This is a genomic window from Oceanobacillus sp. FSL W7-1293 (assembly GCF_037969815.1).
In the GTDB taxonomy this organism is placed as follows: Bacteria; Bacillota; Bacilli; order Bacillales; family Amphibacillaceae; genus Oceanobacillus; species Oceanobacillus oncorhynchi.
The window spans coordinates 1,744,275-1,756,854 of record NZ_CP150212.1; the positions used below are offsets into that span (position 1 = coordinate 1,744,275).

The 12,580-nt window shown below is 39.0% G+C and carries 10 protein-coding genes; 9 read left to right on the top strand and 1 reads right to left on the bottom strand.

The features are described 5' to 3' along the window. Positions 1 to 158 precede the first annotated feature (158 nt). The 7 genes from MKY65_RS08625 to MKY65_RS08655 all read left to right on the top strand — a co-directional run bounded on the left by MKY65_RS08625 (position 159) and on the right by MKY65_RS08655 (position 7,929). Complete coding sequence (locus MKY65_RS08625) at positions 159 to 1,745, top strand: PucR family transcriptional regulator (protein ID WP_339184026.1); 1,587 nt, start codon at positions 159 to 161, stop codon at positions 1,743 to 1,745. Between the two features lie 304 nt (positions 1,746 to 2,049). Next, positions 2,050 to 2,703 (top strand): aspartate/glutamate racemase family protein, encoded by a 654-nt coding sequence (locus MKY65_RS08630; protein ID WP_339184028.1) that lies wholly within the window; start codon positions 2,050 to 2,052, stop codon positions 2,701 to 2,703. Continuing rightward, positions 2,693 to 4,261 (top strand): OPT/YSL family transporter, encoded by a 1,569-nt coding sequence (locus MKY65_RS08635; protein ID WP_339184030.1) that lies wholly within the window; start codon positions 2,693 to 2,695, stop codon positions 4,259 to 4,261. The genes MKY65_RS08630 and MKY65_RS08635 overlap by 11 nt, the downstream gene beginning before the upstream one ends. Before the next feature lie 16 nt (positions 4,262 to 4,277). Continuing rightward, positions 4,278 to 5,327, top strand: a complete 1,050-nt coding sequence (locus MKY65_RS08640; RefSeq protein ID WP_339184032.1) for a DUF917 family protein — start codon at positions 4,278 to 4,280, stop codon at positions 5,325 to 5,327. A gap of 37 nt (positions 5,328 to 5,364) precedes the next feature. Beyond that, positions 5,365 to 6,300, top strand: a complete 936-nt coding sequence (locus MKY65_RS08645; protein WP_339184033.1) for a DUF1177 domain-containing protein — start codon at positions 5,365 to 5,367, stop codon at positions 6,298 to 6,300. A 1-nt stretch (position 6,301) separates the two neighbouring features. After that, positions 6,302 to 6,976 (top strand): AroM family protein, encoded by a 675-nt coding sequence (locus MKY65_RS08650; RefSeq protein ID WP_339184035.1) that lies wholly within the window; start codon positions 6,302 to 6,304, stop codon positions 6,974 to 6,976. Between the two features lie 29 nt (positions 6,977 to 7,005). After that, positions 7,006 to 7,929 carry an aminopeptidase gene (locus tag MKY65_RS08655; RefSeq protein WP_339184036.1) on the top strand — a complete coding sequence of 308 codons (924 nt, stop codon included), beginning with the start codon at positions 7,006 to 7,008 and terminating at the stop codon, positions 7,927 to 7,929. A 101-nt stretch (positions 7,930 to 8,030) separates the two neighbouring features. Here MKY65_RS08655 and MKY65_RS08660 read toward each other — a convergent pair whose 3' ends face one another. Then, a complete protein-coding gene (locus MKY65_RS08660; protein WP_339184037.1) occupies positions 8,031 to 8,744 on the bottom strand; it encodes a MerR family transcriptional regulator in 714 nt (237 codons plus the stop codon). Positions 8,745 to 9,003: 259 nt separating this feature from the next. Between MKY65_RS08660 and uvrA the strand changes: the two genes are divergently transcribed. Then, complete coding sequence (gene uvrA, locus MKY65_RS08665; RefSeq protein WP_339184039.1) at positions 9,004 to 11,466, top strand: excinuclease ABC subunit UvrA; 2,463 nt, start codon at positions 9,004 to 9,006, stop codon at positions 11,464 to 11,466. Positions 11,467 to 11,710: 244 nt separating this feature from the next. Beyond that, positions 11,711 to 12,430, top strand: a complete 720-nt coding sequence (locus tag MKY65_RS08670; protein ID WP_339184041.1) for a DUF998 domain-containing protein — start codon at positions 11,711 to 11,713, stop codon at positions 12,428 to 12,430. Positions 12,431 to 12,580: the final 150 nt, after the last annotated feature.

Consider the following 12,580-nt stretch of genomic DNA (forward strand, 5'->3'; position numbering starts at 1 on the left):
TTCATGGCTGTTTATTAATGTGATATAAAAGTGTTTGATGTATTTGACTTCAAATAATGTAAAGAGGTAAGATACTGTAATATCCTATTTCAGATAGTGAACCAATAATTTGTTTTGAAAATTATAAATGAGATTAGGAAACGGTTAGGAGTACGTTTATGAGAATTGCAGAAGCATTAAAAATTGGAGAGTTATCAGAAGGAACACTAATTACAGGGCATGAAGGTTTAAATAATATAATTAATTCTGTTGAAGTAATGGAGGTTCCTGAAGTGCTGGATTGGGTTACACCCGGTATATTGATTATGACTACTTTCTATTCGATTAAGGATGACGAAGAAAAGCAAGTTGACATTGTCCGTACTTTAATTGAGAAAGGTGCGTCTGGGATTGTAGTCAAGCTTGGAAGGTTTATTAATAAGCTTCCAGAAAAAATGATTGAATTGGCAAGCAGAAGAGATTTTCCGATTATATCTATTCCAAAGAATATTTCGTATATCAATATTCTGATGCCTCTATATGAAAAATTATATGAAGAGAAACAACTGCAAATTCAAACCCATCATCCATTTACTCAAATACAAGAATCAAATTTTATTTCCATGGAGCAGGCAATTGAAAATATGGCAGAAATCGTGAAAGCTTCTGTCTATGTGGAAGATCTGGAAGGAAAACTTTTGTATCGTTCTGCTTATTTTAAAACAGATGGATGGAGGAAAAAGAACGCTTTATTTTCTCCTCCACAAGCTGCTTCTTATTTAAAAGTCATTGAAGGATGGATAACGGAATTCAATGATCAATCATTTATTATTTATAAAATGCAAGGATATAAAAATAGGATGCTGATTCCTTTGACGTCAAAGAATCAAATCTTTGGAATTATTCATGTACTCTATGCAGATGAAAAATTAGCCGAAACAGATTCTGTCACTATGAAGAAAATGAGTAATAAATTGAGTGAACTATTTATGAGTGACCAGATTTATTATCAAAAAAATCGACTATATGAAATAGAGTTAATGGAATCTTTTTTAAATGATTTGAAGGAGAATGAAGATAAGGGAATAACCATTGTACACTTTCAAGCGCCATGGATAAGACAGTCGGACCAGCCTGCGAATTTGTTGGTGGATTCCTCCTGTCTCATCAGGAAAGAATTGGACGTTCTAATAAAGAAATTCGAATTTGGTCAGACATTAATTTTTGAAAAACATAATTATTTTTATGCATTTCATTATGGGGAAAAGGTGAATTATTCAATGCTTGTTAAGGCATGGCAGCAGATTGTTGTGCAATATAATGCAAGAAACAGTGCAGAACCGATTCGTATTTCAATAAGTTCTTGCATATCAGATTCTCAAAACTTCGATCAGTCGATTCATTCTGTTACAAAAATGATGGAAATAGGGGAAAAGGTAAAACCGGAAGAAAATGTTTATATCCAAGACCAATTAGGAATTTATGAGATATTGATTAATTTAACCTCAGAAGATGTTGTGCAAAAATATACCGACACAGTTCTGTCTCCCTTGCTTCGGGAAGAAAATGATGATTTACTGCATACGCTAATCGTTTATTTGGATAATAACGGAAATATATCTAAAACTTCTGAAAAATTATTTATCCACAGACGTACCTTAAATTACCGAATTAATAAAATTGAAGAGGAGTTAAATATGGATATCAGTAATCCGGAAGCAGGTTTTATATTGCGTTTTTGTTTGAAAATAAAAGAATTATCTTGAAAGATAAAACGATAAAAAATATTGTTATGAATAAAATATTGTGGAAATTAAAGAAACCGGGGCAATACTCAGACTCTACTGATAGAATCTGAGTATTGCTCCAGTTTTTTTGGAAACCAGGCCATTCAATTGATTTCATAACAGCTATAATGGGTTTATTTTTAGTCATTTTTAGAAAGATAAAACGTGTGCACTTTCTATGCAGTTGAAAAAAGTGTGAAAATTTATTGTAAATATATTGCACATTTTTAACATTCTAAAATAATTTATAACTCTTTATAATAGCCGGAAAGGAGATGAAGTAATGTTAGGAATTATCAGAGTATTATCAACAGATAATGAAAATATTTTGATGGAGCATGGAACAAGAATGAAAGAGTTGTATCAAATTGCCTCAAAAACAAAATGTATCGGAGAGCAGCCGAATGGTATATATGATAATGAATCGGAAGCAGCAGCGATACCCAAAATTGTTTCTCTGGCAAAAGAGCTATCCCAAGAAAGGGATATTGATGCAATTACCATCAGCTGTGCGGCGGATCCGGCATTAGATGAAGCTCGTTTGGAAACAGATATTCCAATAATCGGTGCAGGAGTCTCAGGTGCACATGCTGCCAGGATGGTAGGGAGTAAGGTTGGAATTATTGGGATAACCCAAGAGGCTCCAATAAGAATGAAAGAAGAGCTCGGAAGTCGTTTCCACGCTTATACTTCTTCACCAAAACTAAGTAAAACAACAGATTTATTCAAAGAGAACGCAAAACAGGAACTATTGACACTTGTTCATGAGCAGATAGAATCGGGTGCTGATGTTATTTTATTCGCTTGTACAGGCTTTTCAACAATACGTTTAAAGAACTATTTACAGAAAAGGGTGAAAATTCCTGTGATTGATTTAGTCGAAGCGCAGGCGATAGCCTATCAGCTAATAGAAAGCAGGGAAAAAGATGAAGAATAAAACGTTTGATCCTACATTTATTATATTCTCTATTATTATCGCGTTTTTAGGTGCGATTATTGGGATGCAGTTAATTACGTCACTGGGGATTACTCCGAATACCTCTATTATTGGTGCTCTAATTGCAATGCTAATTGCGAGGATTCCGATGCAGATGTTTTATAAATATCGTACATTGGAAAACCAGAATTTGGTGCAAACAACGATATCTGCTGCAACCTTTGGCGCAGCAAACAGTTTATTGATTCCAATTGGATTACCTTATGCAATGGGAGTTCCTGAGTTGATAATTCCTATGCTGATTGGTTCAGGAATTGCTCTTGCTATCGATGCTTTAATCTTATATAAAGTGTTTGATACAAAGTTATTTGGTTCAGATGAAGCTTGGCCATCAGGAATAGCAACTGCAGAAGCTATCAAAGCAGGAGATGAAGGTGGAAAGAAAGCCAAATATTTAAGTTTGGGCATTATTGGCGGGGTAATTGGTTCTTACTTTGGCATCTCGATGTCAGCCTTTGGTGTAGCTTTTATCGGTAATATTTGGGCTCTTGCCATGTTTGGAATAGGTTTATTACTTATGGGATATTCTGATCCTTTATTTGGATTAGATTTAAATGCATATTATATTCCACATGGCATGATGATTGGTGCGGGAAGTGTAGCACTGTTACAGTTTATTTTCATCCTTGTCAAATCGAGAAAAGAACAGAGAAAAATAAATGAACAGATTCCAGAGCATGAATATACACGTACAGAAAAGGATATAAAAACTGGTTTTGGACTTGGTTATCTATTTTATGCTCTAGGTGCAGTGGTAGTCGCAATTTTAGGTGGAATTATGACAGACATGCCAGTATGGCAGATTGTTGTATTTGTTTTATTTGCTGCACTTGCTGCTATCATCAGTGAGATGATTGTCGGAATTGCCGCTATGCACTCTGGATGGTTTCCTGCATTTGCAGTAACGCTGATTTTCTTATTAATCGGAATGATGATTGGATTTCCACCGATTGCCCTTGCGTTACTAACAGGATATACCGCTTCGACTGGACCTGCTTTTGCAGACTTGGGATTTGATTTGAAAACAGGTGTTATTTTACGAAAAGGAGCCACTCTGGAGCAGGAATTGTTTGGAAGGAAGCAACAGCTTAAAAGTGCGTTTATCGGATTTGGTGTCGCATTTGTCGTTGTTTTTTTATTCGCAGAGAGTTTCTTTGAACAAGGACTCATTCCACCTGTTGATGCAGTTTATGCAGCAACAATTGAATCGGGTCTGACAGGAAATGTAGGCATGATGATATTAATATGGGCCATTCCTGGTGCAATTATCCAGCTTATTGGCGGTCCAAAGCGTCAAATGGGAGTTTTATTTGCGACGGGCTTGCTGATTGTTAACCCACTTGCCGGCTGGGCTGTTATCGCCGGACTGATTATTCGAATAGCAATTATCAAGCTTCGAGGCCAGGAGGCAGAAAATACAATGTATACGATGGCAGCCGGATTTATCGCCGGTGATGCGATTTATAGCTTCTTTTCATCTTTATGGAAAGCAAGATAATTAGGGGGATTGGACAATGGTTAGAAAAAAGTTAACAAAAGAAGATGCAATTAGTGCTGTATATGGAGGATGTATTCTTGGAGGAGGTGGAGGCGGCTGGATCGCTGACGGCTTAGAAAAGGCCGACCTTGCTTTTGCTTTGGGAAATCCGGAGCTGATTACAGTCGATGAATTACAGGACAATGAATTTGTTCCTTGTGTTTCCTTAGTAGGAGCTCCTTCCGCTAAAGAAATGTATGTTGATTCCGATCAATTAGTTAATACAGTTCATCGAATGAAAATGGAATTTGACAAGCCGATTGCAGCATTAATGACAAATGAAAATGGTGCTTCAACAACGATTAATGGCTGGCTGCAAGCTGCTGCTACTGGCTTGCCAGTAGTAGACGCCCCTTCCAATGGGAGAGCACATCCAACAGGTTCCATGGGGTCAATGAATCTTTCCGAAGTAGCGGATTATCAATCGATTCAAACCTTTGCTGGAGGGAAAGGTGATAAAGAAGCAGCTGGTTCCATCACAGGTACATTAGACCTTACTTCCAGTGCAGTCCGCTCCATCTCAGTGCAAGCAGGAGGCATGGTTGGTGTTTGCCGAAATCCAGTCGATACGCAGTATATTAAGGAAAATGCAGCAGTTGGAGCAATAACACAGGCAATTGAACTAGGTAATGAATTTTTATCTGTACCTGAGGGTCCAGAACGGATTGAAAAAGCAGTGACGTACTTAAAAGGAAGAATTATTCATTCTGGTAAAGTGAATGAATTTCAATTGGATAAAACAGGTGGATTTGATGTTGGTTATGTTCGCATTGATGATTTAGAGCTTACTTTTTGGAACGAATATATGACCGCAGAAAAGAACGGAGAGCGTAAAGGAACATTTCCTGATCTAATTATGACTTTCGATGTCGAGACGGGGAAACCGCTAGTTAGTGCAGAAATTAAAGAAGGCATAAAAATAGCTGTTATGTCAGTACCAAAAGAGAACTTACTTTTAAGTTCTACCATGTACAATCAGAAGCTATTAAAAGCGGTAGAGCCAATTATCAATAAATCAATTATTTAAAAGAATATACAAAACACGTTAAGGAGCTGAAGATAAAATGTCTTTAAAATATACAATGGAAGTTATGGAATTATTAGATAATCCAAGTATCAATGGTGAAAAAATTGTAAAACTGTTCGATGAAATGACTTATTGCGATGCCGGTTTTGAGACAGTAAATGGAGAAGCTGGTTCGACTGATTTCATTAAAATAGTGATTAAAGGAACAAATGGAAAAATAGACGGAGGGGAAGCGCCTTCTTTAGGTATTGTTGGAAGATTAGGCGGACTTGGTGCACGTCCAAATCGTATCGGGTTTGTCTCTGATGGGGATGGTGCGGCTGCAGCAGTTACAACAGCTTTGAAACTAGCAACGATGGCTGAAAAAGGAGATCGCCTGCCTGGAGATATTTATATCACCACACATATTTGTCCAAATGCACCAACTCAGCCACATAAGCCTGTAGATTTTATGGGATCACCGGTTGATATTTTGACGATGAATCAATATGAAGTATTCCCAGAGATGGATGCAGTATTATCTATCGATACGACAAAAGGAAATAAAGTATTTAATCACCGCGGAATAGCATTGTCACCAACTGTGAAGTCTGGATATGTTTTAAAATTCAACGATGACTTAATAAGAATTATGGAGATGACAACGGGAGAATTACCAGTCACTTTTGCGGTCACCACACAGGATATTACTCCATATGGAAATGATGTTTTCCATATTAACAGTATCCTCCAACCAGCAGTTGCGACAGATGCACCAGTTATTGGTGTAGCAATAACTGCGCAGACAGCTGTTCCGGGAAGCGGTACAGGAGCAAGCCATGAAGTGGATGTTGCACAGGCTGTCCGTTTTTCAATTGAAGTAGCTAAAGAATTTACTCAGAAGCAAATCGAATTTTATGATGAAGCAGAGTATAATCGTTTGGAAGAACTTTATGGATCGATGAAACATCTGCAAACATTGGGGAAAGCCTAAGATGGTAAAAGGAAGCGTTGGCGTCTTAACTATCGGACAAGCTCCGCGTACAGATGTTACTCCTTCTATTCAGAGAATTCTTGGATCAGAAACAGAAATCATTGAAAAAGGAGCATTGGACCGGCTTGATGTGGATTCATTTCATACCGTTGCTCCGGATGCTTCGGACATAACGTATATATCCAGAGTCAGAAACGGAGGCTCTGTGAAAATGGGAAAATCAAAACTTCTTCCACTGCTCCAGGAAGAAAGAGATATGTTGGAAGAACAGACAGAAGTAATTATTATGCTTTGTACAGGAGATTTTCCAACTATACAAGGGACCAAGCCAATTATTTATCCAGACGTTGAGTTAAACCAAGCTGTCCACAAGGTAATGCCGTCAGGAAATCTGGGGTTAATTATTCCTTTAGAAGAGCAAAGAGATTCGTTGATTGAAAAGTGGAATCATCCGGAAATAAAAAAGCTTGTGGAAGTAGCTTCTCCTTATGAAAAAAGTAATATAGAAGGAGCTGCAAGAGCTTTAAAAAACCGGGGAGCAGATTTGATTGTCCTTGATTGTATGGGTTACAATGAAGAGCATGAGAAGAGAGCAGTAAATGCAAGTGAACTAAAGGTATTTCTTCCAAGAAAAGTCGCTGCTTATGCAGCAAAAGCACACTTAAATAGATTATAATTTTTAAGGCATAGAAAGAAGGCAGTAAAATGAATTCTTTTCAGCAAACCGTTGCGAAATTAATGAAGAATAATGTATTTGCAGAGAAAGATACGAAAATTTTAGTGGTAACAGATCATAGTACAGAAGCTCTGGGAAAGAAATTTAATGAGGCTTTGGAGCAGGATGGCTGGAATACAAATTTACAAATAATGTCGGACCGCAGTAAATCGGGAGAAGAACCATCGGAATCAATCTCTGAAGCGATGCTTTCATATGATCTTGTATTCTGCCTGACCAAGCATTCCCTTACTCATACGGTTGCAAGAAAAAATGCAAATGCCCATGGGGTAAGTGTGATTACGATGCCAGGAATTACGGAAGATATGATTCTTCAAGGAGCAATGAGTGCAGATTACAAGCGCGTAGAAAAAGAAACAAACGAAATGACCGCTAAGCTGACAAAAGCGAAAGCAGTAACCATTACAACTGGAACAGAAAAAAATCTTAAACTCCGTATTCCGCTAGAAGGCAGAGATGGAATAGCAAGCACAGGAATATTCCGCGGTAAAACAGCATCAGGAAACCTTCCATCTGGGGAAGCATATATTGCTCCTGTAGAAGGACTGGCTGAAGGGAAAATAGAAATAAATGGGTCCATGGCAGGAATCGGATTGGTAGATGGGCCTGTTGTTCTGACAGTTGAAAAAGGACGACTTGTTCAAGCAACCGGAGAACAGGGGGAATTGCTATTAACCCTTCTTGGAAAAGGAAATGGGCGTCTGGCAGCTGAGCTTGGAATTGGCACGAACCATGCTGCGAGAATCACTGGAAATATTTTAGAAGATGAAAAAGCTTATGAAACGGTCCATGTTGCTTTTGGCTCTAATCATACTTTTGGCGGAATGAATAAAGCAGATGTGCATATTGATTGTGTTACCAAAAAACCGCAATTAGATTGGGAATTTGAATAAAATAGAAAACAGATATTCCATAAAATTGAATATCTGTTTTCTATTTTTATGGGCATTGTGTTAAAGCGTTAAAAAATACGAAGCGTTCCCAGAAAAAAAGATTAAACAGCTGTATTTTTGCTCTTCAACAAATCAATCAGTCTATATAGATAATAAGCTCCTCTTAATTGCTGCTCGATTTGATAATCCATATAATCCAGCGCATCAATCACAATTTTTCTGGCATCTGTTAAACTGTGATGCTGTATTTTATCCAGGATATCGCGTACGGTGTCCAACAGATAAACGGAGGATTGTACCGTTTTGATGATTAATATTCTCCTCATATCCTCCCGCGTATATAATCGGTAGCCATTTTCCGGATTTCTTTCAGGAGCGATTAATCCTTCCTTTTCCCAATGTCTGAGGGTGGTCGCAGCAACATGTAATTCGTCTTCTACTTCCCCAATCGAATAATATTTCTTTTGCTGTTTTTTCATAAAGTCCTGTATGTTATCTGGACTTAAGATAGAAGCAGCATCCAATGCCTGCTGTTTTCTTTCAAATAACTCAGCCTGTACTTGGTTGACTTCCCATAATGCTTCTATATATTTATTTTCCTGCAGCAGAGGCATCACTCTGCGGACAGTCCCCATCCCAAAACCAGGGTACATAGCCCGAATGCACTGAAAATAAGCTTCATGAACCTCGGTATACACACGATATCCATTTGCTTTCCGAATCGCTTTTGGCACAATGCCCCATTCTTCATAGTGTCGTAATGCACTTGTTCCTACATCTAGTTTCTTAGCAATATCGATTGGCCGCAGTTCCATGATTACCTCCAAAGATTAGACTAAAACCTTATAGACCCATGACGGGTTTTGGTTGTTCAACGTTATTATAGCTTATCATTTTAAGTAAAACTTTGCACTTGCACAAATGTTATATGATGGTAATAGATGTTTGAAAGGAGGGATATCAAGATGCAATTAGTTATTAAAACTATCGTTCACCATGTCACCATGAAAAAAACATTGCACTTGCAAACAGAAAAAAGGAAGAAAACAAAAATCACGGAGGAGGAATATCAACATGCATAATGTAATGACTGTAAAAGGAGCCCGGGAGAATAATCTAAAGAATCTTTCTGTGTCTATCCCTAAAAACAAACTGATAGTGGTAACAGGGCCATCTGGATCTGGAAAAAGCACGCTTGCTCTGGACACCTTATTCAATGAATGCCAGCGTCAATATTTAGAATCAATGGGGATGCAGGGAATTAATAAGCCGAAAGTTGACACTATCAGCGGGTTATCTCCTGCAATCAGTATCAACCAGCATATCACCAATCGGAATCCACGTTCGACAGTGGGGACGATGACAGATATGTATACCAGCTTGAGAATGGTTTTTGAAAAGCTTGGAGAAAGAACATGCCCAAGCTGTCAATATAGCATTAATCCAATGACTTATGAAGGAAGCGTGGAAAAAGAAGCGGATAGCTTTACAGAATATATCTTTTGCCCGAATTGTAATGAAAAAATGGAAAAGCTGACTCGGACGCACTTTTCTTATAATACAACCGAAGGAGCTTGTCCGACCTGTAAAGGATTGGGAGAAACAGTAGCTATTCATCTGCCATCGGTTTTTCATGAGGAGCTTTCTTTAGAAGATGGCGCTGTGGCAATTTTTGCCGGACGTTATGGCGAATATCAAATTGCTGTTTTAAAAGCAGCCTTTCAATATTATCAGCTTCCGGATGCGGATAACGTAGCTATCAGGGATTTTAATGAAGGTCAAAAGGCTATTCTTTACTATGGTGTAGAAAGTGATGAGGTGAAGCAGCTGTTTCCAAACGTAAAGCCTCCCAAAACAGTAGAGAAAGGAAAATTCCCCGGCGTATTAACCTCGATGTGGCGCCGTTATGCAGAGCATGATGGTTCTTCAGCTGAAGCAGATGCTTTTTTCTACTCGCAGACCTGTCCAGATTGTCATGGAGAACGTTTAAATAAAGTGAGCAGAGCAGTTACTGTTGAAGGCTGGACAATTCCTCAGCTGGTTGTCCACTCCTTAGAGGAAATGGCAGCTTGGATAGATAAATTAGAAGCTTCATTGGAGCAGACAAGTTATCAGCTTGTCGGAACATTTATGGAAGATATAAAAACAAAGCTTTCCCGCATTATCAAAATAGGGCTGGGCTATCTGACGCTGGATAGACAAATGATTACGTTATCCGGCGGGGAGGCACAGCGTATACGGTTATCTGCACTTTTAGATTCTGCACTTACCGGTGTATTATATATTATGGATGAGCCGACAGTCGGTTTGCACCCGAAGGACACAGCCGGCCTGATTAGTATCTTAAAGCATTTGCGTGATTTAGGGAATACCGTTCTGTTGATTGAGCATGATGTGGATGTCATGCGGGAGGCGGATTATATTATTGACATTGGACCGGGGGCTGGAAAGCTTGGAGGCACTGTGGTTGGTCAAGGAACACTGCAGGAATTGCTTCAGCAGGAAAAATCAGTTACCGGGCAATATTTGCGTGCAGAAAAGCCTCGGCAAACGAATGATCGGACAGGGAAAGAGGTAGGAATAACAATACATCATGCTGCTGCAAATAATCTTCAGGATGTGACCGTAACCTTTCCGACAGCCTGCTTAACCGCAGTAACCGGTGTTTCAGGCTCAGGCAAGTCATCGCTGTTATTTGAAGTGCTGGCAAAAGCGAATGATGCTATCCACGAAGGCTTTGAAAAAATAACTGGTCTGGATGTCTTTGATCAGATGATTATTGTCGGCCAGTCTCCGCTCAGCAGAATGAAACGTTCCAATACAGCAACTTACATTGATTTATTTACCCCCGTTCGAGCCTTGTTTGCGAAGCTGCCGGAAGCAAAGGAAAAGAAACTCTCGGCAAAGCATTTCTCCTTTAATACCGCAGGAGGTCGCTGTGAAAATTGTCAGGGACTTGGCTATGTAACGACCAATATGCTCTTTTTCCCTGATTTAGAGGTCGTTTGTCCGGAATGTCAGGGGAGAAGGTTTAAACAAGAGATATTAGCAGTAAAATACCAGGGTTATTCCATCAATGATATTTTAGAAAGCTCTATCCATGAATGCCTTTCTATATTTGAAGGGGAGAAAAAGATACAAGCCATCTTAAAGCTCTTAACAGAAATCGGTTTAGGCTATTTGAAAATGGGACAATCCTTAACTACTTTATCTGGAGGAGAAGGACAACGATTAAAGCTGGCCAAAGAGTTAATGAAGCAAGGGAAAAAGACGTCACTATATTTATTAGATGAGCCGACCACTGGATTGCATCCGAATGATACGATTCAGCTGCTCAAGCTGTTAAATCGGCTGGTGGATGCAGGAAATACAGTGATTATGGTGGAGCACAACAGTCAGGTAATCGAAGCAGCAGACTGGGTGGTCGATCTAGGTCCTGAAGGCGGCGCAAAAGGAGGAAACGTGATTGCTGAAGGAACACCGGAGATGATAAAGGAAAACAAAGCTTCATTTACCGGGCAGTATTTGCAGGTTTAATTTATCGCTGCATGACTGGCGGGAAGACTCACCCACTGAAGGAAGTTTCACTTTAACGATACGTTGCTGGAAAAGGCCATCCTTGTAAAAGAAGGGTGGCCTTTTCAAATAAGAAACCTTTCCAACAAAATGGAATGAATCCTTAGAGGGGGAAGCAACGTAAGTAGAAAGAAAGGGATATGAATTAGTGAATACAACTTTGCCAAATGATTATATATTCAATTAGCAGAGGAGGCAGAAGTAAATGCGTTATGAATTTCACTTAATAACAATGCTAATCGTTGCAATAGCAGGAGTCGCGGCAATATTTTTATTACGTAAATCTAACAGGTTATCTATTCTAATTGGTCTGCTCAGCTGGATTGCTTTAAGTGCTTATTTTATTATTGAAGCGGTTGTCATCAGGGCGACTACAGCTCCTTATAGCTTTATGAAACAGCCGATGAGTGACCTTGGCGTAACGGCTTGTGGAACAGATACGTATGTACTTGCAAGCTACGCAATTTGTTCACCCTATCATTGGCTGATGAACTGGACGTTTTTCTTAACGGGTTTAGCTATTTTGACGGGGGCTGTTTTGGTGTACCCGCTATGGCCAAAGGTTCGCTCTGCTAAAATGGCAAGTATTTTTCTTGGTATTTTTGGAGTGAGCTATGGTATCTCTGGTATCATTCCTGCAGATATTCACTTTAATTGGCATACGTTCACCGCGCTCCCGGGAATGGTTGTGCAGATTCCAGCGATGATTTTAATCAGTATTGCGATTTATAAAAAAATGCCGCGTCTATTTTGGTGGACGATGATTTGTACGGCAGTCACTTCAGCAGCTTTATTCAGTCTTTTCTTACAGCCTGTATTGACCGGACTTCCCGGCGGTTTGCTTCAGCGTATTCTCTATGCTTCGGTATATATCTGGCTGACAGGTACGGCTATTGGTCTTTGGAGCAGGCGATATGATATATAAAGCTGCATTGCAAAGAAATGGATAAATGCATGAAATCAACTCCTTTTCATAGAATTATCAATCTGCTTGCAATTCAATAAATAAGATTGAACTGACAGCGGCTTAGTGCTATGATTTGGATATTCTGATAATGAAAAATTGTTATGATAT

Coding starts and splice junctions, on each gene's coding strand:
- MKY65_RS08650 (WP_339184035.1), top strand. CDS start 6,302: ATGGTAAAAGGAAGCGTTGGCGTCTTAACTATCGGACAAGCTCCGCGT.
- MKY65_RS08625 (WP_339184026.1), top strand. CDS start 159: ATGAGAATTGCAGAAGCATTAAAAATTGGAGAGTTATCAGAAGGAACA.
- MKY65_RS08660 (WP_339184037.1), bottom strand. CDS start 8,744: ATGGAACTGCGGCCAATCGATATTGCTAAGAAACTAGATGTAGGAACA.
- uvrA (WP_339184039.1), top strand. CDS start 9,004: ATGCATAATGTAATGACTGTAAAAGGAGCCCGGGAGAATAATCTAAAG.
- MKY65_RS08655 (WP_339184036.1), top strand. CDS start 7,006: ATGAATTCTTTTCAGCAAACCGTTGCGAAATTAATGAAGAATAATGTA.
- MKY65_RS08640 (WP_339184032.1), top strand. CDS start 4,278: ATGGTTAGAAAAAAGTTAACAAAAGAAGATGCAATTAGTGCTGTATAT.
- MKY65_RS08630 (WP_339184028.1), top strand. CDS start 2,050: ATGTTAGGAATTATCAGAGTATTATCAACAGATAATGAAAATATTTTG.
- MKY65_RS08635 (WP_339184030.1), top strand. CDS start 2,693: ATGAAGAATAAAACGTTTGATCCTACATTTATTATATTCTCTATTATT.
- MKY65_RS08645 (WP_339184033.1), top strand. CDS start 5,365: ATGTCTTTAAAATATACAATGGAAGTTATGGAATTATTAGATAATCCA.
- MKY65_RS08670 (WP_339184041.1), top strand. CDS start 11,711: ATGCGTTATGAATTTCACTTAATAACAATGCTAATCGTTGCAATAGCA.